General features: G+C 43.6%; 25 protein-coding genes and 1 pseudogene. 12 read left to right on the top strand and 14 right to left on the bottom strand.

Features of this window, described 5'->3' with window-relative positions; all coding sequences use genetic code 11:
- Positions 1-7: 7 nt before the first annotated feature.
- From tldD to AAC852_RS15010, 3 genes are all read left to right on the top strand, one after another.
- Entirely contained in the window at positions 8-1,453 is a 1,446-nt protein-coding gene (gene tldD, locus AAC852_RS15020; protein WP_340621701.1) for a metalloprotease TldD, read from the top strand.
- Between the two features lie 184 nt (positions 1,454-1,637).
- Complete coding sequence (locus AAC852_RS15015; RefSeq protein ID WP_340621700.1) at positions 1,638-2,111, top strand: ribonuclease domain-containing protein; 474 nt, start codon at positions 1,638-1,640, stop codon at positions 2,109-2,111.
- A gap of 1 nt (position 2,112) precedes the next feature.
- Positions 2,113-2,382: a barstar family protein gene (locus AAC852_RS15010; protein WP_340621699.1), complete on the top strand. Its 270-nt coding sequence runs from the start codon at positions 2,113-2,115 to the stop codon at positions 2,380-2,382.
- 121 nt (positions 2,383-2,503) lie between these two features.
- Here AAC852_RS15010 and AAC852_RS15005 read toward each other — a convergent pair whose 3' ends face one another.
- Both AAC852_RS15005 and yjgA read right to left on the bottom strand, forming a co-directional pair.
- A complete protein-coding gene (locus tag AAC852_RS15005; RefSeq protein ID WP_340621698.1) occupies positions 2,504-3,457 on the bottom strand; it encodes a D-2-hydroxyacid dehydrogenase family protein in 954 nt (317 codons plus the stop codon).
- A gap of 421 nt (positions 3,458-3,878) precedes the next feature.
- A pseudogene (yjgA, locus tag AAC852_RS15000) lies at positions 3,879-4,414 on the bottom strand (ribosome biogenesis factor YjgA).
- 191 nt (positions 4,415-4,605) lie between these two features.
- On the opposite strand from yjgA, the gene pmbA reads away from it, so the two are divergent.
- The gene (gene pmbA, locus AAC852_RS14995) at positions 4,606-5,949 is read left to right on the top strand and encodes a metalloprotease PmbA (RefSeq protein WP_340621697.1); all 1,344 of its coding nucleotides are present in this window, start codon (positions 4,606-4,608) and stop codon (positions 5,947-5,949) included.
- 50 nt (positions 5,950-5,999) lie between these two features.
- On the opposite strand, the gene rnk is transcribed toward pmbA, so the two are convergent.
- The 12 genes from rnk to AAC852_RS14935 form a co-directional block, all read right to left on the bottom strand.
- Positions 6,000-6,410 (bottom strand): nucleoside diphosphate kinase regulator, encoded by a 411-nt coding sequence (gene rnk / locus AAC852_RS14990; RefSeq protein WP_038259560.1) that lies wholly within the window; start codon positions 6,408-6,410, stop codon positions 6,000-6,002.
- Positions 6,411-6,707: 297 nt separating this feature from the next.
- Complete coding sequence (npr, locus tag AAC852_RS14985; RefSeq protein WP_340621696.1) at positions 6,708-6,980, bottom strand: PTS phosphocarrier protein NPr; 273 nt, start codon at positions 6,978-6,980, stop codon at positions 6,708-6,710.
- Between the two features lie 36 nt (positions 6,981-7,016).
- Positions 7,017-7,868 carry an RNase adapter RapZ gene (gene rapZ / locus AAC852_RS14980; protein ID WP_038259562.1) on the bottom strand — a complete coding sequence of 284 codons (852 nt, stop codon included), beginning with the start codon at positions 7,866-7,868 and terminating at the stop codon, positions 7,017-7,019.
- A gap of 98 nt (positions 7,869-7,966) precedes the next feature.
- The gene (gene ptsN / locus AAC852_RS14975; RefSeq protein WP_340621695.1) at positions 7,967-8,434 is read right to left on the bottom strand and encodes a PTS IIA-like nitrogen regulatory protein PtsN; all 468 of its coding nucleotides are present in this window, start codon (positions 8,432-8,434) and stop codon (positions 7,967-7,969) included.
- A 207-nt stretch (positions 8,435-8,641) separates the two neighbouring features.
- On the bottom strand, positions 8,642-8,929 hold the full coding sequence (gene hpf, locus AAC852_RS14970) for a ribosome hibernation promoting factor (protein WP_047682002.1): 288 nt from the start codon (positions 8,927-8,929) through the stop codon (positions 8,642-8,644).
- A gap of 23 nt (positions 8,930-8,952) precedes the next feature.
- Positions 8,953-10,428, bottom strand: a complete 1,476-nt coding sequence (gene rpoN, locus AAC852_RS14965) for an RNA polymerase factor sigma-54 (protein ID WP_340621694.1) — start codon at positions 10,426-10,428, stop codon at positions 8,953-8,955.
- Between the two features lie 76 nt (positions 10,429-10,504).
- The gene (lptB, locus tag AAC852_RS14960; RefSeq protein ID WP_340621693.1) at positions 10,505-11,230 is read right to left on the bottom strand and encodes an LPS export ABC transporter ATP-binding protein; all 726 of its coding nucleotides are present in this window, start codon (positions 11,228-11,230) and stop codon (positions 10,505-10,507) included.
- Between the two features lie 6 nt (positions 11,231-11,236).
- Positions 11,237-11,785: a lipopolysaccharide ABC transporter substrate-binding protein LptA gene (gene lptA, locus AAC852_RS14955; protein ID WP_340621692.1), complete on the bottom strand. Its 549-nt coding sequence runs from the start codon at positions 11,783-11,785 to the stop codon at positions 11,237-11,239.
- Complete coding sequence (gene lptC, locus AAC852_RS14950) at positions 11,766-12,359, bottom strand: LPS export ABC transporter periplasmic protein LptC (RefSeq protein WP_340621691.1); 594 nt, start codon at positions 12,357-12,359, stop codon at positions 11,766-11,768. Before lptC ends, lptA begins: the two co-directional genes overlap by 20 nt.
- Positions 12,360-12,378: 19 nt before the next feature.
- Positions 12,379-12,942 (bottom strand): 3-deoxy-manno-octulosonate-8-phosphatase KdsC, encoded by a 564-nt coding sequence (gene kdsC / locus AAC852_RS14945; RefSeq protein ID WP_340621690.1) that lies wholly within the window; start codon positions 12,940-12,942, stop codon positions 12,379-12,381.
- Between the two features lie 120 nt (positions 12,943-13,062).
- On the bottom strand, positions 13,063-14,031 hold the full coding sequence (kdsD, locus tag AAC852_RS14940) for an arabinose-5-phosphate isomerase KdsD (RefSeq protein ID WP_340621689.1): 969 nt from the start codon (positions 14,029-14,031) through the stop codon (positions 13,063-13,065).
- Between the two features lie 59 nt (positions 14,032-14,090).
- Positions 14,091-15,059 (bottom strand): calcium/sodium antiporter, encoded by a 969-nt coding sequence (locus AAC852_RS14935; protein ID WP_340621688.1) that lies wholly within the window; start codon positions 15,057-15,059, stop codon positions 14,091-14,093.
- A gap of 227 nt (positions 15,060-15,286) precedes the next feature.
- Here AAC852_RS14935 and mlaF point away from each other — a divergent pair, with 227 nt between their 5' ends.
- The 8 genes from mlaF to murA all read left to right on the top strand — a co-directional run bounded on the left by mlaF (position 15,287) and on the right by murA (position 20,935).
- Complete coding sequence (mlaF, locus tag AAC852_RS14930; RefSeq protein ID WP_340621687.1) at positions 15,287-16,102, top strand: phospholipid ABC transporter ATP-binding protein MlaF; 816 nt, start codon at positions 15,287-15,289, stop codon at positions 16,100-16,102.
- 33 nt (positions 16,103-16,135) lie between these two features.
- Positions 16,136-16,918 carry a lipid asymmetry maintenance ABC transporter permease subunit MlaE gene (gene mlaE / locus AAC852_RS14925; RefSeq protein WP_340621843.1) on the top strand — a complete coding sequence of 261 codons (783 nt, stop codon included), beginning with the start codon at positions 16,136-16,138 and terminating at the stop codon, positions 16,916-16,918.
- A gap of 4 nt (positions 16,919-16,922) precedes the next feature.
- On the top strand, positions 16,923-17,432 hold the full coding sequence (mlaD, locus tag AAC852_RS14920; RefSeq protein ID WP_340621686.1) for an outer membrane lipid asymmetry maintenance protein MlaD: 510 nt from the start codon (positions 16,923-16,925) through the stop codon (positions 17,430-17,432).
- A 33-nt stretch (positions 17,433-17,465) separates the two neighbouring features.
- The gene (mlaC, locus tag AAC852_RS14915) at positions 17,466-18,095 is read left to right on the top strand and encodes a phospholipid-binding protein MlaC (protein ID WP_340621842.1); all 630 of its coding nucleotides are present in this window, start codon (positions 17,466-17,468) and stop codon (positions 18,093-18,095) included.
- A gap of 1 nt (position 18,096) precedes the next feature.
- Positions 18,097-18,426: a lipid asymmetry maintenance protein MlaB gene (gene mlaB / locus AAC852_RS14910; RefSeq protein ID WP_340621685.1), complete on the top strand. Its 330-nt coding sequence runs from the start codon at positions 18,097-18,099 to the stop codon at positions 18,424-18,426.
- A gap of 115 nt (positions 18,427-18,541) precedes the next feature.
- A protein-coding gene (locus tag AAC852_RS14905; protein ID WP_340619583.1) for an IS1 family transposase occupies positions 18,542-19,239 on the top strand; the annotation gives its coding sequence in 2 pieces (ribosomal slippage) (positions 18,542-18,791 and positions 18,791-19,239; 699 coding nt in all).
- 130 nt (positions 19,240-19,369) lie between these two features.
- The gene (ibaG, locus tag AAC852_RS14900) at positions 19,370-19,624 is read left to right on the top strand and encodes a BolA family iron metabolism protein IbaG (protein ID WP_340621684.1); all 255 of its coding nucleotides are present in this window, start codon (positions 19,370-19,372) and stop codon (positions 19,622-19,624) included.
- Positions 19,625-19,681: 57 nt separating this feature from the next.
- Complete coding sequence (gene murA / locus AAC852_RS14895) at positions 19,682-20,935, top strand: UDP-N-acetylglucosamine 1-carboxyvinyltransferase (protein WP_340621683.1); 1,254 nt, start codon at positions 19,682-19,684, stop codon at positions 20,933-20,935.
- Positions 20,936-21,001 lie beyond the last annotated feature (66 nt).

Below are 21,001 nucleotides of genomic sequence, written 5' to 3'. Positions count from 1 at the left end.
AATCACTATGAGTTTAACTTATGTCAGTGAACATTTACTGACTGCCAATGAACTGAGTCATAAAGATTTATTTTCTGTTTTGGGGCAATTAGCAGAACGTCGTCTGGATTATGCCGACCTCTATTTTCAATCCAGCTACCACGAAACATGGGTTCTGGAAGATCGCATCATCAAAGATGGCTCTTATAATATAGATCAAGGCGTGGGAGTCCGGGCGATCAGTGGTGAAAAAACGGGTTTTGCCTATGCCGATCAAATCACATTGAATGCTTTGCAGCAGAGTGCAAAGGCAGCACGCAGTATTGTAAGGGAAACGGGTAATGGCACCGCACATACATTGGGTGCTGTGACACATAATGCTTTGTATCCGGCGGTTGACCCGCTGCAAGGCATGAGCAGGGAAGAAAAAATTGCTCTGTTACATCATGTTGATCAAATTGCACGCGCAGAAGATCACAGAGTGCAGGAAGTGAATGCCAGCCTGAGCGGTGTTTATGAGCAGGTATTGGTTGCAGCCACAGATGGGACATTGGCCGCTGATATTCGCCCACTAGTACGTCTTTCTGTCAGCGTATTAGTTGAAGAAGATGGCAAACGTGAACGTGGTTCCAGTGGTGGTGGTGCTCGTTATGGTTATGAATACTTCCTGCAAACCGCAGATGGACAAACGTTAGCAGAACAATTTGCCCGTGAAGCTGTTCGCATGGCGTTGGTGAATCTTTCTGCTATTGCGGCTCCGGCGGGAACAATGCCGATTGTATTGGGAGCGGGTTGGCCGGGTGTTTTATTGCATGAAGCGGTGGGTCATGGTTTAGAAGGTGACTTCAACCGCCGTGGTACATCTGTTTTCTCTGGTCAGATTGGGAAAAAAGTAGCATCTGAACTGTGTACTGTGGTTGATGATGGTACGATTGAAGGCCGCCGTGGCTCATTGTCTATTGATGATGAAGGTGTTCCGGGGCAATACAATGTTCTGATTGAGAATGGTATCTTGAAGGGCTACATACAGGACAAACTGAATGCACGTTTGATGGGAGTCGCGCCGACAGGTAACGGGCGTCGTGAATCTTATGCCCACTTACCCATGCCACGCATGACTAATACGTATATGCTGGCAGGAAGCTCTACACCAGAAGAAATTATTGCCAGTGTTAATCATGGGTTATATGCGCCGAATTTTGGTGGTGGTCAAGTGGATATCACTTCTGGTAAGTTTGTTTTCTCGACATCAGAAGCGTACTTGATTGAAAATGGCAAAATCACTAAGCCAGTAAAAGGCGCAACGTTAATTGGCTCAGGTATTGAGGCCATGCAGCAGATTTCGATGGTTGGCAATGACTTAGCCCTTGATAAGGGGGTTGGTGTATGTGGTAAAGAGGGTCAAAGTGTCCCTGTGGGAGTTGGACAGCCTACATTAAAACTGGATAACCTGACTGTAGGCGGAACAGCTTAACATTTTTTGAATGTATCTGTTTTTTTGAGTATCTCTGTCGTCTTCCAAGTTGCAGTATTGTTGGATGTGCTCGCTCACCCTAGTCACATAGTTATCTATGCTTCTGGGGATTTGCGTCTTTGCTGCCGCGATACACCTGAAATCTATTGGGTTATAGCCTGATCAATTAAGCATAGAGGTTATTATGAAAAGAAGGATGCTGCTAGGTGTATTACTGATTCTGGTTGTTATATCCATTATTTTTATCAAAGATATTGGATTACCCGGCTCTGATAAAACTCAGCAAGCTATTGCGATAGCGGGAAACGTTTCGCCTCAACAGATTGATATTCTGACTGAGTATAATCGGGTTGCGGATTATGTACGCCAGAATAGTCGGTTGCCTGACTATTACATCACAAAGAAACAGGCTCGTCGCCTCGGTTGGAACGCTCATAAGGGCAATTTGTGCGAAGTATTATCGGGAAAAGCAATTGGTGGAGATCGGTTTTCCAATCGTGAAAATAAGTTGCCAAATCAAAAGGGTCGCCAGTGGTTTGAAGCGGACGTAAATTATAAGTGTGGGCATCGGGGTAGTAACAGGTTACTCTATTCTAATGATGGTCTTATCTACTTGACACTTGATCACTACAAGACTTTCACAAAGCTGGAAGAATGATATGAAAAAAGTGGAATTCGATTTTGACTATATCCCTGATTTAGAAACCTTCTACAGTCAGTTCAAGGAGTGTTTCGATCTTGATGATCATTTTGGTGCGAACTTAGATGCTCTATGGGATGCAGTAACGGGTGAAATTGAGCTGCCAGTTGATATTAATTTTATCTGCCTGGATGTGCAGAAACGACCGCGTTTTGCTGCACTGGTACTCTTGTTTCAAGAGGCTGAAGAAGAGCTGGAAGGGGAACTACGTTTTAATGTGATCAATTAAGCTCTTCTCTGTTTTATGACAACACTTCCGTATTCGCCAAAACGCGGAGGTGTCTTTAAATTTCCGTATAAAATTTTATCAGCTTCAAACTAACTTAGCATTAGGTTGCCTAGTCTACTGATTATTTATTAATAACATGGCTATCATCGCCGGAAAAATATTTCTCAACATTCTTAAATGCACTGTTGAAATAAATGTCATAACAACTTTTAGTGACATAACCGATATGTGGGCTGCACAGAATGTTATCTCGTTTTAATAAAGAGTGATTGATATCCCAAATGGGTTCAATATCAAAAACATCCAGTGCTGCAAAACCCGGCGTACCCAGATTGAGGGCTTTCTCAAGTGCACCTGCCTCTATTAATCCGGATCTTGCTGTATTGACTAATACAGCACTATTTTTCATATGAGTAAGGTCAGCCAATGTGACATTGCCCGTGGTCTCTTTAACCAGTCGTTGATGCAGAGTGATGACATCCGATGTTTTAAAAAAATCTTCGCGGGAATGAGGGACAATCAAACCGTCCTGACGCGCTTTTTCTTGTGAACGTTCTGATCCCCATACCTGAACTTTCATATCAAATGCACGCGCATATTTTGCAACTAACTGACCTATTTTCCCATAGCCCAGGATCCCAAGCGTTTTACCGACAACGGTATCCCCCAGTTCAGTTTGCCAATAGCCTTTTTTCATTGCTTCCACTGACGAAACGAACCGGCGGATGGAACTTTGGATTAACAGCCAAGTTAATTCCGCGGCTGCAATGGGTGAACCGGCCCCTTCTACGACCGCAATGCCCCGTTGTTTACACAACTCCAGATCGATGTTGGTAGCAACTTTTCCTGTCTGGCTGATAAGTTTTAAATGGGGTGTTTTGGACAAAAACTTTTCATCAATCAACGTTCTTTCACGGATTAAAATAAGGGCATCAGCTTTTGATAATAGTTCGTCAGCTTTCGAATCGCGATCAATTGCACCGAGACTGATAACCTCAAAATGACTATTCTGATATAAAGCCTGAATTTGTCTTGTAGCAGATTGATAATCATCGGGAATAACAATTAATGGCATTTAAAATATCCTTTTTACGAGTTTGAAAGAGCTTGATAAAGGTTTTGTATTATAGACTATTTATGTATAAATATCACTTTATTATATTAAAACCAAACTAATAGTTTAAGATGACTTATGCAATATGTAGGAAATTGAACTATATCCAATAATAACTCTTTTATTTAATTTTGGGGATTTAATAATGTAATTAGATATTGATCTTTCAATATTTGTTTAATAAAGAGTAATTTCAGGAGGAGTTAATAATGTCAATTTCTTATATATCTAATATATGGTGGTTGTATTAATCAGGCGGATAAAAATCAGGAAACTTCCGTTTATCAAAGGGAGTTTTTTCTTAAAAAGTAATATTCCCATGTTTTACACAATTTTTGTATTTAAGTAACCGCCATTTCTTTAAGAAATGGCGGTTAGGACATCATACTGTTCCAGATAACTCTTTCAGATATTGGAAGATCTGACGGTAGGATTTCGGTGGCTTATTCGCTGCTTTTTCTTTTTTAGCATTGCGTATCAGCGTCGCAGTTGTTGACGATCTGTGTGTGGATATAGCGCTACGACTTCTTCAAGGGCGCTGTCGCTCTCAAGTAATTTATCCCGTAACTCTTCCAGCTTATGTAGTATCACAACCTGCTGGTTATGACGGTTTTTCAGTTTATCCAGTGCCGTGGTAATTGGCTCAGGATCACGGGCCCGCAACAATTTACCAATCAATTGTAATTGACGGCGGCGACCTTCACGCTTGATTTTCTGTGCCAATTCAATAGCGGCCAGCAGATCTTCATCCAACGGGATGCGTTCCAGCTCGCTCTTGCTCAATTCAACCAGCTCTGCCCCTAGCTTTTTCAGTATCTCAGCATCCCGCTTGATTTCACTTTTACTGACCCAGATTATCTCTTCTTCTTCCTCTTCAGCAGGATAATTGTCGAGCCAATCTTCAGGCTGCTTTGCCATAATTGTTTTCCTTCTAAAAAGGCCGGATAAGGTACACTTTGGAACATGACCTATCGTCCGGTGGGTGTTAACATCCTAATATCGTGTATTGTAACTGGGAAAATTGTCTGATTACCACTCGGCATTAATATTGAAAGCCGAAACACGCATTTTTCCTGATAAATCTTCTCTTTAATTCATGTGGTTAATTAATGATAGTTACCAATCAACAAATTGCGGAGCAGCGCAAACAACTGGAAGATGCGGTTTCTCACGCACTGGAATTAGCGAAAGCAGGCAGTGATGCAGCGGAAGTCGCAGTCAATAAAACGACGGGAATTAGTGTCAGTACCCGTTTCAGTGAAGTCGAAAATGTTGAGTTTAATAGTGATGGTGCATTGGGGATCACCGTTTATCACCAACAGCGCAAAGGTAGTGCCTCTTCTACCGATTTAAGCCCGGAAGCCATTGCACGTACTGTACAGGCCGCCATTGATATCGCCCGTTACACTTCACCTGATCCCTGTGCTGGTCCCGCAGACAAAGAATTATTGGCGTTTGAGGCACCGGAGCTGGATTTATTCCATCCCGCGAATTTAGATGCTGATAAGGCGATTGAGTTGGCTGCCCGTGCCGAACAGGCTGCATTACAGGCAGATCAGCGTATTACCAATACCGAAGGTGGTAGTTTTAATGGTCATTATGGTATTCGGGTCTTTGGTAATAGTCACGGTATGTTACAGAGCTATTGTTCAAGCCGCTATTCCATGTCGAGCTGCGTGATTGCAGAGCAGGATGGTAATATGGAGCGTGATTATGCTTATACTGTGAACCGTCGTTTTGATGAGTTGCAATCGCCAGAATGGGTTGGGCAAGAAAGTGCACATCGTACATTGTCTCGTTTAGATGCGCGTAAGCTCCCGACGATGAAAGCACCTGTGATTTTCTCTGCCGAAGTCGCTACTGGCCTGTTTGGTCATTTAGTCGGAGCGATCAGCGGCAGTAGCATCTATCGTAAATCATCTTTCTTGTTGGACAGTCTGGGTAAGCAGATCCTGCCTTCATGGTTGACCATTGAAGAACAACCACATTTGCTGAGAGGGTTGGCTTCTACACCTTTTGATAGTGAAGGTGTGCGTACACTTCCGCGTGAAATTATTAAAGATGGTGTTTTACAGTCATGGCTGTTGACATCATATTCTGCCCGTAAACTGGGGCTGGCGAGTACAGGCCATGCAGGTGGAATTCATAACTGGCGTATCGCGGGGCAAGGGCTGGATTTTGCAGGTTTGCTACGGGAAATGGGAACTGGCTTGGTGGTGACGGAACTGATGGGACAGGGCGTCAGTGCTGTGACTGGGGATTATTCTCGCGGTGCGGCCGGGTTTTGGGTTGAAAATGGCGAAATACAATATCCGGTCAGTGAGATCACTATCGCAGGCAATCTGAAAGATATGTGGGCACATATGGTAACAATAGGTAATGATATTGAAACGCGCAGTAACATTCAGTGTGGATCAATACTATTGCCGGAAATGAGTATCGCCGGTCAATAGGGATACTCAATCAACAACAGCCAGTTTGGTTCTACTGAGCTGGCTGTGAATTAACGGTGATATTCACCTGCCGCCTCAGGCTGATAAAGTATTTCTAATACTTTTATTCGGGTTTTTTCACCATTTGGCAACTCCCAGGTTATTTCATCATTTACCCGTAATCCTAAAAGTGCCGCACCTAAAGGCGCCATCACGGACAGTTGTTTTGTACTGTCTTGCAGAGAAGACGGGTAAACGAGAGTGCGGGTCCGTTCTTCGTTATTACTGAAATCAATAAATTTAATTTCACTGTTCATTGTGACAACATCTGCGGGTATTTCTACTGGTGGCACAATTTCAGCTCTATCCAGCTCTTCATTTAGTGCATCTGCGATACTACTATTAGCAAACGCAGGTTGTTCCAACAGAGAATCTAAACGTTCTGCATCTAATTCATTGATAATAATTTTAGGTTTTGTCATACCACGCTCCAAATTAGGCTCAATACAAAATAACACCCCGCAACGCAAGGAGGGGGGTGTTATTTTCAAATGTGATTAAAGTGATATTAGGCTGTTCTGACGTGAAAATAAAGAGATCATGATCACGAACTGTTTTGTGTTGTTAATGAAATAAGATTTAACCAGACACTATTATTGGATTACATTTTTTATTGGTTTTAAATACGGTGTTTGTCACCGTTCTTGAAAGAGAGGTGAAGAAATTTGGGAAAAATGCATGAATACGTGCTCATAGTTACTTTCTATCTTATGTCTATCCTATTCTTCGTCAAAGCCAGAATTAAATAGCTTGACAATAGCCGCCAGAGCCTGTTGTTCATCCGGCCCGGTTGCTTCAACTTCAATGTAACTACCCTGTTCGGAATCCAGCATCAGCATAGCGATAACACTATGAGCCTCCGCTTGAATATTACTATTGTTACGCAGAATGACCTGAGATTGAAACTGCTGCACAAGATCATGCAATTTCATAGCAGGCCGGGCATGCATACCGAGTCGGTTTTTGATCTCAAGTCTCTGTTTGACTGTCATGGCCTGCTTTAGTTTGATGGGTTGCGTTACATTCGGTTACTTACGTTTTTCCAGTGTGCGGTGACGTGATTGCACGTTTTTACCACGGGAACGGAAGTAATCAGCTAACTGTTCTGCCACATAAACTGAACGATGTTTACCGCCAGTACAACCTATGGCAACTGTCAGGTAGCTACGGTTATTGGTTTCCAGCATCGGCAGCCAGAGTTCAAGATAACTGCGGGTTTGGTAAATGAAGTTATGCACTTCTGTATGACGATCCAAAAATGCGGCAACAGGGCGATCTAACCCCGTCATTGGGCGCAGTTTGGGATCCCAGTGTGGATTTGGCAGGAAGCGCACATCAAAAACGTAATCTGCATCAATCGGAATACCGTGTTTGAAGCCGAAAGATTCAAACACCATTGTCAGTTCACGTTCACGTTTACCCAATAAACGCGTTCTGAGCATTTCAGCCAGTTCATGAACTGACATCTCAGACGTATCAATGATCAGATCTGCCCGTGAACGTAGTGGTTCCAGTAGATCGCTCTCTTTGTCGATAGCGCTTTCCAGTGACAGATTTTTACTTGAGAGTGGATGCAAGCGCCGGGTGTCACTGTAACGACGGATCAATGTGTTACGATCTGCATCAAGAAACAGAAGCTGCGGTGAAAAGCTGTCGGGTAATTTTGTCAGTGCTTCTTCGAAAATTTCGGGTGACTCCGGCATATTTCGCACGTCGATACTGACTGCTGCTGAAATATCACGCTCAGCTAATGTATTAGCCAGCTCCGGAAGTAACACTACCGGCAGGTTATCCACACAATAGAACCCCATATCTTCCAGTGCACGCAGGGCTACGGATTTACCAGAACCAGAACGACCGCTGACTATCATCAGCACCATGAGATGACTCCCCTTAATGTCTCAGCGGTTCGTAAGAACCGCTGCTGTTTTTTTATTGCTTTTCAACAATCAATTGTAACCGCAATTGTAATCGTTATTTATTCAGTAATGATTTTGTATAGTTCTTCATCACTTTGTGCTGAACGCAAACGACGACAGAGATTTTTATCTGACAGCCGTTTTGCAATCAATGAGAGTGAATGCAAATGGATCTGACACTGGTTAGATGGAACCAATAAAGCAAATAGCAAGTCAACAGGTTGATTATCAATAGCATCAAAGGTAATCGGTTGTTCCAGATGCAAAAATACACCAACGGCATTATTTGAGCATTCTGTCTCCAGCTTGCCGTGAGGAATGGCAATCCCGCTGCCAATACCTGTTGTACCCACTTTTTCGCGGGAAAGAATGGCTTCAAATACGGCATTTTCTGGCAAATTAAGCTGTTTTGATGCCAGCTCGCTGATAATCTCTAAGGCGCGCTTTTTACTCGAACAAGGTACGTTGTTACGCGTACATTCGAATGAAAGCACTGAACTTAGTGGTAAATCTGTTTCGTTGTTCATTTCTTTATTCACTTAGGGCCTGTAATACCAGATGCCTGAGTTTAGACATCTGGTATCAGAGCACTATTTATGCTTATGCCATTGAGCCTTCTGGTTGTTTCTTTCGTTAGCTGCATTCATTTATTGCCTACTTTGATGCAACCGGAAGTCTATTGGATATAGATAGAACAGTGCTAATCTTATGACAGTCCCGTTGTCTGAAAACTGTTAATGTTGTCTCAATTTACTTTTATGTTTGGTCAATTGACGAGCCAGTTTGTCTGCCAGCGCATCAATTGCTGCATACATATCTTCATGCTCTGAACTCGCATGCAACTCTCCTCCATTGACATGCACCGTGGCTTCAGCGATTTTCTGCACCTTTTCCACTCGGAGGATGACCTGAATAAGGTTAATCTTATCGAAATATTGATCCAATTTGCCGCATTTTGTGTTTACAACGTTGCGTAGTGCATCAGTGATTTCAAGATTGTGGCCTGTAACATTGAGTTGCATAGTGTTTTCCTTCTCTGTGTTGTTCAAACCCATTTTTTACGTTGGTTTGAAGGCGGGATGGATAACGACTCTCTATATTTTGCGACAGTTCGACGTGCTACTTGAATGCCTTGCTCGGCAAGTAAGTTTGTCAATTTACTGTCACTCAGTGGCTTGGCCGGGTTTTCTGCCGCGACCAGTTTTTTCACCAGTGCCCGTATCGCCGTAGAAGAGGCTTCGCCTCCGCTATCAGTATTAACGTGACTGGAGAAAAAATATTTCAATTCAAAAATCCCACGTGGACTATGCAGATATTTCTGAGTTGTCACACGGGAAATGGTGGATTCATGCATGTCAACCTGATAAGCGATATCAGCCAGTACCAGTGGTTTCATATATTCCGCACCATATTCAAAGAAATCTTGCTGTCGCTCCACAATGCAGTGACTGACTTTCAATAACGTTTCATTGCGACTTTCGAGGCTTTTTATCAGCCATTTAGCTTCTTGCAGGTTATTACGGATAAACAGGCTGTCACTCTCATTATGAGATTGTTGCCCTAGTGCAGCATAATGCTGATTAATGCGCAGACGAGGGATGTTATCGGTATTCAGCCTGACCTGCCAGCGTTCATTCTCTTTCTGGACTAATACATCGGGAATAACGTATTCGGATTCTCCGGTATTCACCATTAATCCGGGCCTCGGCTCCAGTGACTGAATAATATCAATTGCTGCTTTTAATGCACTTTCTTTTAATTTGCTCTGTCGCAACAAATTTCGAAAGTCCCGGTTGCCCAATAGTTCAAGGTACTTGCTGGTAACCAGTTTTGCTTCGTTCAGGTAAGGTGTTTCTGCTGGTAGCATTGCAAGCTGGATCAGCAGACATTCACGTAAATTACGTGCCGCAACACCAATAGGATCAAAGTGTTGTACTCGCTTGAGTACGGCTTCGATTTCTTCTAAAGTCAGTTCATCATCACCAATGCTGACAAGGATCTCCTCGACAGGGACTGTCAGGTAGCCTGTTTCGTCAATGGCATCAATGATCGATGTGGCGATGGCTGAATCTGTTTCAGTAAAGGGAGTCAATGCAGCCTGCCACATTAAATAATCTTGTAATGTCTGGGTTGTTTCACCTTGATAGACGGGAAAATCATCTGCGCTGTAGTCACTTTTTGCTCCCAGAAATGTGCCCGCGGTGTAAATTTCATCCCAACTAGTATCAAGAGGAAGCTCTTCAGGCATATCCCGTTGCTCAAGGGCTTCAAGAGTATCCATGACTTTTGTTTCGCTATCAGGATATGTTTCTGCATCAGGGGCTGTTTGTGCATCAGAATAGCTTTGGATATCAATTTCTTGATACAGTTCTTCTTGCTCAAGCATAGGATTGGCTTCCAAAGCCAGTTGGAGCTCCTGTTGAAGTTCAAGCGTAGAAAGTTGCAACAAACGGATAGCTTGCTGAAGTTGCGGCGTCATCGTCAATTGCTGACTGAGCTTGAGTTGCAAACTTTGCTTCATAACGTTCTCACTTCCTCCTGAATTGATCCTTAATGCTCCTGAACTGAATGCCCTTGAATTTTACCTGACAATGAGCTTAAAGCCGGAAGCCCTCACCCAGATAAACGCGCTTAACTTGCTCATTGCTGAGGATATCTTCTGGTGTACCGTGGGCAATCAAATTCCCCTGACTGACAATGTAAGCGCGCTCACAAACATCCAGTGTTTCACGGACGTTATGGTCAGTAATCAGAACGCCCAAACCACAGTCCCGTAGGTGTTGAATGATCTTTTTAATATCAAGAACAGAAATAGGGTCAACACCTGCAAAAGGTTCATCCAATAGAATAAATTTAGGATTTGCGGCCAGTGCGCGGGCGATTTCCACACGACGGCGTTCACCACCGGACAATGATTGACCAAGGCTGTTACGCAAATGAGAAATATGAAACTCTTCCATCAATTCTTCGGCGCGCGCTTTGCGCTGTTCCTGATTGATATCCTTACGGATCTCAAGAACCGCCATTAAATTATCGTACACACTCAGCCGACGGAAGATAGAGGCTTCCTGTGGTAAGTAACCGATGCCCCGGCGGGCACGTTCATGCAGAGGTAGCAGGCTGATATCTTCATGGTCTATAGCGATAGTACCTGCATCACGTGGCACAATACCGACAACCATATAGAAAGTTGTGGTTTTACCTGCACCGTTTGGCCCAAGCAGGCCCACAATTTCACCTGATCTTACTTTCAGGCTGACATCCTCAACGACTTTACGTCCCTTATAAGCTTTTGCCAGATTGTCCGCGTTTAATATTGCCATACGTCGTTATTTACTCTTTTTATTAACATCAGTGTTGTTAACACCAGGGCCTTTTTCCTGCAACTGGGAAGGTAATAGGACGGTGGTGACATGCTTACCTTTATCGCTAAAGGCTTCCATTTGCTGTGTTGGCACTAAATAGGTGATTTTATCGCCTTTGATGTTACTGTCGAGCTGTTCAAGATAAGCATTGCCTGTCAGTGTGACTAGCTCACTACCCATTTCATAGCGCATCTTTGAAGAATGGCCTTTGATGGGTTTACCATCATCCTGCAATTGGTAAAACGTTGCAGGATTGCCATAGGCTTCGATAACGGTTTTTTTCGAATCACCATCAGGGCGGGTAACAACAACCTTATCAGCCCGAATATCGATAGAACCTTGCTTCACGATAACATTATCCGTAAATGTGGCAACGTTCCCTGTTACGTCCAAAGATTGTCTGGCTGAATCAATGGTAATGGGTTTTTGCGTGTCATCTTTCAATGCCAGCGCAGGCAGGCTAACTGCAACCAGTGTACTGGTAATCAGGGTATTACGGATTAGGTTCTTCATGTGGAATCTCATAGCGAGTGCTTACCTTTTCAATCAATTCAGCAGTTTTGTCTCGTAGATTGCCGCGCATTCTCATGCCAACAGATTGCAGTCCGACTCCCTCTAAAGTGACTTTATCGTCAGAGGCAACATCCTGAGTCACGAGATTGACTGTTGCATTATCTGTTGTGATCTTTTGCAATTGTGAGGCGTCATTTAAGCTGTCCACTTGGACATCCCCATATAAGTAGAGCATATCATCATGGGTAAGTTTTGCTTTATTGGCGCGTACTGTCCATGTTGGTTTTGGGGATGTGGATGAGCTGTTAGCATCAAAAGTCATCAATACTGGTTTGGTAAACCAAGTCAGTTTTGTTTCCGTATAATTTTTAACATCATCTGCCACTAGTTTATAAGCCAATTTACCCCCTGGATCATAAACAAATGTGATGGCTTCCTCTGTTTGGTAAGTAGGATAACTCTCATCTAAAATTGGTGATGAAGTGTCTTGATTTGAATTGGATAAATTCCAGCCAATCAATGCAAGCACAATTAAAGTCAGTATTGCGATCAGCCAGGATTGAGTTCTGCTCATTCTTTTTTCAGTTCATATTTTATATTGATAACCCTTTGGCATCTTCAAGCTTATTCTGAGCGAAAAGCACCAAATCACAAAGTTCTCTGACTGCCCCACGTCCGCCAGCAATCTGAGTCACATAATCTGCCTTCGGCAGTAATAGTGGATGAGCATCGGCCACCGCAGCCGATAATCCGACCTGAGCCATGACAGGCCAATCAATCAGGTCATCGCCGATATAAGCAACCTGTTCAGGTTGTAGTGCTAGTTTATCCAACAGTTCCTGATACGCCAAAATCTTATCGTTCTGACCTTGGTAAAGATATGTAATACCAAGAGTTTTTGCGCGATTTTCCAGCAACTTGGCTTGGCGACCAGTTATAATTGCAACTTCGATACCAGAGGTAATTAAACAATGGATACCGTAACCATCACGAACATTAAAGGCTTTCAGCTCTTCACCCTCGTTGCCCATGTATATCAGACCATCTGACATGACACCATCAACATCGCAGATCAATAGACGGATCTTTTTGGCTTTCTCGATAATTTCTTTATTTACTGGGCCATAACAGGTATCCAGATATTCGTTTTGCTTCATTCAGGAATTCTCTACTACATTATTGTCACTAGCGTTGTGTTATAACCAGTATTAAATTGTGACAGGCCCTTGGTTGCAGGCCTGTTTATTACTATCTTACCAGATTTATGTGGCGGGTTTTTATACAACTCCTGCTTGTAATAGGTCGTGCATATGTAATACACCAAGCAGTGTGTTGCCTTCTGTAACCAACAGGGAGGTAATATGGCGTGATTGCATCAAATTCAGGGCATCAACAGCTAACGCATTCGGTTTGATGCGGATACCCCCTGTGGTCATAACATCAGAAATTTTGGCGTTGTTTAAATCGATACCCATATCGAAAACGCGACGTAGATCCCCGTCAGTAAAGATACCAGCGATCTGCATATCATCACCACAGATGACAGTCATGCCCAGTTTTTTCCGTGTGATTTCTATCAATGCTTCACGCAGGGTGGCAGTGTGAGGTACTTGGGGAATGGCATCACCAGTGGTCATTAGGTCACTGACCAGTAGCAAAAGTTTGCGTCCAAGTGCACCACCGGGATGGGAAAGGGCGAAATCTTCTGCGGTAAAACCACGGGCTTCCAGTAGTGCAAGGGCCAGGGCATCGCCCATGACCAGCGTTGCGGTTGTACTGGTTGTGGGAGCCAATCCTAATGGGCAGGCTTCTTGTGGTGTTTTGATGCACAGATGGACATCAGAGGCTTTGCCCATACTACTGTTACAGTTATTTGTCATACAGATGAGTGGGACTTTTTGCCGCTTAAGTATCGGAATTAAGGCAAGGATCTCATTGGACTCACCGGAATTGGAAATTGCTATGACAATGTCTTTTGGAGTCACCATGCCGAGATCACCGTGGCTGGCTTCTCCGGGGTGGACAAAGAACGATGGCGTTCCGGTGCTGGCAAATGTTGCCGCCATTTTTCTTCCTATATGGCCGGATTTACCCATCCCCATGACAATGACTTTGCCCTCGCAGTCAAACATTAACTCACAGGCTTTGCTGAAATCATCATTGATGTACTGTTCCAATCTCGTCAATCCGTCGAGTTCGATATGTAATACTCTCTTACCTGCTTGCTGAAAATCGATCTTAGGCATTTCTACTCCCACTTCTTCCCATTCAATCGGTAATTATTCAGTACATTAATTACCGGATATTAATCACCAGACATCACAAAAAGTACGACAAAATAAGCGATAAAACAGCCGAGTAATAGCGCGCCGTTCAACCGATTCAATCGATGTTTTCTCCTCACACAGAATAGCGTGAATAGTACACTTGCTGCCATCATGATCCAAAAATACCGGGAAAAGGCATAGGGTGAAATAACACTGGGTGAAAATATGCTGGAAATACCTAATACAAAGGTCATGTTGAAAACATTAGAACCAATGATATTTCCTATTGCCATATCATTTTCACCTTTAATGGCCGCAGCAATAGAAGTAGCAAGTTCAGGCAGGCTTGTTCCCACAGCTAAAATTGTCAGTCCAATAACCAGATCACTGAGACCATAAATATGTGCAATTACGGTGGCATTATCAATGACCATGCGGGTAGATATCGGCAGGATAATTAATCCTAAAACAACCCAAAGCAGCGCGATCCCTTTGTTGCCTTCAATGGGCAGTTCTGAGTCCCGTTCCCGTGTGTAGTTGTCGATATCATTACATTGGGAGTTTGCTGTCATTTTTATCATTATTGATATGAAAAATAGAGCGGTAAACAACAGAACAATGCCATCCAAACGACTCAGGTAGTTATTGGACAACAAGTAGCCTGCAAACCCTATAATCAGCAACATCAGGGGCAATTCTCGCCGCAAAATTTCTGATTGTACTGTTATTGGACGAATAAGTGCGACGGCACCGGTAATTAACAGTAAATTTGTAATATTAGAACCGATTGCATTACCCACGGCCATGTTTGGTAACCCATTCAGACTTGCGGTGACAGATACCATCAATTCTGGCAAAGAGGTGCCGATTCCCATGACCACAAGGCCGATAATAAAAGGGGGTATTTTTAATGCGCGGGCAAACACCGCAGCACCATATACTAATCTATCAGAACCGTACACCAGTAAAATCAACCCGGTAATGAGCAGTACAATAGTCAGAAACATGATGTGTTCCTTAGATAAGATTTAATTGAGCACAATGCCAGTGTTGGTTGATTTATAAACAAAAATATTTATTTAGTCAGAGTTATATATTCTGAAGGTCGAACGATAAAAAGTAAAATTTGCTATCACTTTGCTAACGCAAATTTGGCAATTTTTTTGTAGTATGCATCACTGATTATTTGGAAACAGTAAGCAATTAGTTTATTAACAATTAAGGGCTATCAATAATGAGTCAACAAACAGAAAATCTTATTGAGATCAGCGGTATGTATTTCACCCGTGGTCAACGCCCAATTTTTGCTGATATTAATCTAACCGTCCCCAAAGGGAAAATAACCGCCATCATGGGCCCTTCCGGTATTGGAAAAACGACTTTGCTGCGTTTGATTGGTGGGCAAATCCGTCCTGAGCGTGGTGAAATTTGGTTTGATGGCGATAATATCCCAGCATTGCCCCGTCCCCGCCTTTATGCCGTTCGTAAGAAAATGAGCATGTTATTTCAGTCAGGTGCGCTATTTACGGATCTGAATGTTTTTGACAATGTTGCTTTTCCCTTACGTGAGCATACCGATCTGCCCGAAGAGTTAATTTATACTACGGTAATGATGAAACTGGAAGCCGTAGGATTGCGGGGTGCTGCTCAATTGATGCCATCAGAGTTGTCCGGGGGTATGGCAAGGCGGGCTGCTTTGGCAAGATCGATTGCACTGGATCCTGATTTAATCATGTTTGATGAGCCATTTGTTGGTCAGGATCCGATTACAATGGGTGTTCTGGTAAAGTTGATCGATGAACTTAATCACGCTCTTGGTGTCACCTGTGTTGTGGTTTCTCATGATGTTCCTGAAGTATTAAGTATTGCTGATTATGCTTACATTGTGGCAGAAAAAAAGGTCATTGCAGAAGGTACACCGGAGCAATTGAAAATGAATCAGGATCAACGGGTACGACAGTTTCTTGATGGCATTGCTGATGGGCCAGTGCCTTTCCGTTTCCCTGCGGGGGATTATAAAACCGAGTTATTAGCTAATAAAATTAGTTAGTAACAAAATAGTTATTAGGATAATGGAATGTTGATGTTAACACGGGCATTGGCAACATTAGGCCGGCGAGCGATTGAAGTTGCTGCTTCATTCGGCCGTGCGGGGTTCATGCTGTTTAGCGCAATTATTGGTAAACCGGAACCTGCCAGACAGTGGTTATTATTGCGTCAGCAGCTTTATAGTGTAGGTGTACAGTCACTATTGATTATTATTATTTCAGGTTTATTTATTGGCATGGTTTTGGCGTTGCAGGGCTATTTGGTGCTGAGAACTTTCAGTGCTGAAGGTAGCCTTGGCATGATGGTAGCTTTATCGCTGTTGCGGGAATTAGGCCCGGTAGTGACGGCACTTTTGTTTGCTGGTCGCGCAGGTTCTGCATTGACCGCAGAAATTGGCTTGATGAAAGCGACAGAACAAATTTCCAGTTTGGAAATGATGGCAGTTGACCCATTGCGTCGGGTCGTCGCCCCACGTTTTTGGGCTGGTTTTATCAGTATGCCTTTGTTATCGATGATCTTTGTTGCAGTTGGCATTCTGGGCGGTGTGATGGTCGGTGTGGATTGGAAAGGCATTGATAGTGGCTTTTTCTGGTCGTCCATGCAGTCAGCGGTGGAATGGCAGAAAGATATACTTAATTGTTTTCTTAAGAGCGTAGTTTTTGCCATCACAGTTACATGGATCGCGCTGTTCAATGGTTATGACGCTATCCCAACATCGGAAGGGATCAGCAGGGCAACGACGCGCACAGTAGTTCATGCGTCGTTAGCAGTATTGGGCTTGGATTTTGTGTTGACGGCACTGATGTTTGGGAACTAATTCGATGCAAAGTAAGAAAAATGAAATTTGGGTTGGAAGTTTTGTTGTAATTGCATTGGCAGCAATCATTTTTTTATGTCTAAAAGTCGCTGATATTCGGTCTTTCGGTAGTCAGACCACTTATCGTGTCACTGCGGCATTTGACAATATTGGTGGGTTGAAAGAACGTTCTCCTGTCAAAATCGGGGGCGTTGTTATTGGCCGGGTAGGGAAAATCTGGCTGGATAAGAAAACCTATACTCCACAGGTCGAGCTGGATATTTTCACGCAGTACGACAACATTCCAAGTTCCAGTTCTCTTTCTATTCGGACCTCTGGTCTGTTGGGTGAACAATATGTCGCGTTGAATGTAGGGTTTGATGATCCTGATTTGGGCGTTACCATGCTGAAAGATGGAGATCGAATTGAGGACACCAAACCTGCGATGGTTCTTGAAGACTTAATTGGTCAGTTCCTGTACAAGAGTGGCGGCGGAGATCATCAGTCTTCTGCTGCACCCGCACAGGTACACTAACCAATAATCCACTGCTTAGGAGAAATGCTAATGATGTTTAAGCGATTACTTATGGCTGCCTTACTGGTGGTTGCGCCATTCGCCAGTGCTGTTGATCAAACCAACCCTTATGCATTAATGAAAGATGCAGCAGAAAAAACGTTCTCTCGTTTGAAGAATGAACAGCCGCAGATTCAGGCAAATCCTGAAATACTGCGTCAGATTGTGCATCAGGAATTAATGCCTTATGTGCAGACAAAATATGCAGGGGCATTGGTATTAGGGCCTTACTACAAGCAAGCGACACCTGAGCAGCGTGACGCTTATTTCAAGGCATTTGAGTCTTATCTGGAGCAAGCTTATGGTCAGGCTCTGGCAATGTATCATGGACAAAATTACCAGATTGCTCCTGAGCAACCACTGGGTGATAAGACCATCGTAGCGATCCGTGTCACCATCACAGATCCTAATGGTCAACCACCTGTTCGTCTCGACTTTCAGTGGCGAAAAAACAGTAAAACTGGGAACTGGCAGGCTTACGACATGATAGCAGAAGGTGTAAGCATGATTACGACAAAACAGAATGAATGGTCGGAAATTCTGCGCCAGAAAGGTATTGATGGTTTAACTGAGCAACTGAAGATCAGTGCACAAGTTCCAATCACTTTGGAAAAGAAAAAGTGATATGAAAAGCCGGGAAAAGGATAAAGTGCCTGATAGAATCACGCAGCTAAGTTGGGAACAAGAAGGAAACACGCTGTTTCTGAAAGGTACGTTAGATCGCGATAGCCTGCTATCCTTTTGGCAGAAAAGAGACAGCGTATTGGCTCAAATAGATAATATTGATGTTTCCCAACTTGAACATGTGGATTCCACGGGGCTGGCCTTATTTGTTCGCGTAAAAGGTGACAGGCAGCAACAAGGCAAAGGGTTGACATTTTCTGGTATAGGGGAGCGCCTGAAAACGCTTATTGCGCTTTATGGCCTGCAAAGATACTTTGCAGGCCATTTATAATCTGAAAATAACTCCCCAGAAAGATGGTGGGTATAATTATCGCCCTTATGAGTCGGTCATGCTCCCAATGATTAGATCTTGTGATAAACTCCCTACTTTTTATTCTGGGTGAGATATGGCTAAAGTGGATGTGATTTGTCGTTACTGTCATAAAACAGACGAGGTTAAAGGGCATGGAAAAGGACGTACTGGACATCCTCGCTATCACTGCTATGCCTGTCGCAAAACCTTCCAACTGCACTATACCTATCAAGCCTGCCATCCCGGTATGAAAGAGCGAATTATTGATATGGCCATGAATAACGCCGGTGTTAGGGACACGGCTCGGGTTCTGAACGTCGGCATTAACACCGTCATTCGCACATTAAAAAGCTCACACCAAGACAAGTAACTACGCTGCCGCTTGCGGGCAGTGAGATTCATCTTGTTTGTGAAATAGACGAGCAGTGGTCCTTTGTCGGTAATAAGAAAAATCAACGCTGGCTCTGGTATGCCTGGGAGCCGAATAGGAAACGGGTAGTGGCACATGTGTTTGGGGATCGCAGCAGGAAAACGTTGAAAAAGCTGCTGGCTCTCTTGTCTCCTTTTACTATCCGGTTTTACTGTACAGATGATTATGCCGTTTACGATTGTCTGCCTAAAGAAAAACACCTCACGGGAAAGAAATTTACCCAACGTATTGAGAGAACAAATCTTACGCTTCGTATCCGGATAAAGAGGCTGAATAGAAAGACAATAGGTTATTCCAAATCCGAAGAGATGCATGACAAAGTGGTCGGTACGTTCATTGAGCGTGAATACTATCTTTCATAACAGATCTAACTATTGGGAGCATGACCTATGAGTCCTTGTCTTATAAGGGCGTTTTTCTTGGTTTAAGAGTCGCCTGGATTCCATTACGATAGGCGTCTATTATTATTTTAACAGCGAGTGTGAGCAAACTATGGATACTAATGAAATTAAAAAAGTACTGATGGAAAAGTTGGTGCTTGATGACGTGATCGTTAGTGGTGATGGTAGCCATTTTCAGGTAATTGCAGTGGGTGAGATTTTTGGTGAGCTAAGCCGTGTTAAACAACAGCAGACAGTTTATGCTCCCCTGATGGAATATATCGCTGATAACCGCATTCACGCTTTGTCAATTAAAACCTACACACCAGCACAATGGCAACGTGACCGCAAACTCCAGGGATTTTGAGGTTGTTTGCATCGCCGCGAACAGCACACTTTGAATTAAATAAGAGAATCATGACAGATGGATAAATTTCGAGTGAAAGGGCCTACCTGCTTGTCAGGAGAGGTGACTATTTCCGGGGCAAAAAATGCCGCATTACCAATCCTGTTCGCAGCGTTGCTGGCGGAAGAGCCAGTTGAATTACAGAATGTTCCTGAATTAAAAGATATTGATACCACAATCAAACTGCTGAACCGTTTGGGAACGAAAGTAGAACGTAATGGCTCGGTATTTGTTGATGCCAGAGGGGTCAATAAATATTGTGCACCTTATGAGCTGGTTAAGACCATGCGTGCTTCTATTTGGGCATTGGGGCCACTGGTAGCCCGTTTTGGGCAGGGACAGGTTTCTTTACCTGGTGGTTGCGCTATCGGGGCCCGTCCTGTCGATCTTCATATTTCCGGACTGGAACAGCTTGGTGCGAAGATTGTCCTGGAAGAAGGGTATGTTAAAGCGTCTGTAGATGGTCGTTTAAAAGGTGCCAGTATCGTTATGGATAAAGTGAGTGTCGGTGCAACGGTAACTATCATGACAGCAGCAACACTGGCGGAAGGTAAAACCATCATTGAAAATGCAGCACGTGAACCTGAAATTGAAGATACGGCCAATTTCCTGAATACATTGGGTGCAAAAATTACGGGGGCAGGAACTGATCGCATTGTGATTGAAGGTGTCGAGCGTTTAGGTGGTGGTGTCTATCGTGTATTGCCTGATCGCATCGAAACAGGAACTTTTCTTGTTGCAGCGGCGGCTTCCCGTGGAAGGGTTATCTGTCGCAAGGCTAAGCCAGATACATTGGATGCTGTTCTGGCTAAATTACGTGAAGCCGGAGCTGATATTCAGGTAGGTGATGACTGGATTAGTTTGGATATGCATGGGAAACGGCCAAAAGCAGTCACATTTCGCACTGCACCACATCCGGGCTTCCCGACTGATATGCAGGCACAATTTAGTTTACTGAATATTGTTGCTGAAGGTGCGGGCATGATCACCGAAACTATTTTCGAAAATCGTTTTATGCATATCCCTGAATTGATTCGTATGGGCGCACATGCAGAAATTGAAAGTAACACTGTACTTTGCCACGGCGTAGAAAAACTATCTGGTGCTCAGGTGATGGCAACGGATTTACGCGCTTCTGCTAGTTTGGTATTAGCTGGCTGTATTGCAGAAGGAACAACCATCGTCGATCGTATTTACCATATTGACCGGGGTTACGAGCATATTGAAGATAAGCTGCGTGGTCTGGGTGCCAATATCGAACGCATTAAGTAGGATAAATATATTCTCTCCTCCAAGATTTGGGGAGAGAATATGCGGAGAGAGTTGGGAAAGCGTTGA

The sequence above is a fragment of the Xenorhabdus siamensis genome, from assembly GCF_037996745.1.
GTDB lineage: Bacteria > Pseudomonadota > Gammaproteobacteria > Enterobacterales > Enterobacteriaceae > Xenorhabdus > Xenorhabdus indica.
Note: the sequence above shows the minus strand (reverse complement) of the source record. Positions and strands in the feature narration are given on the sequence as shown.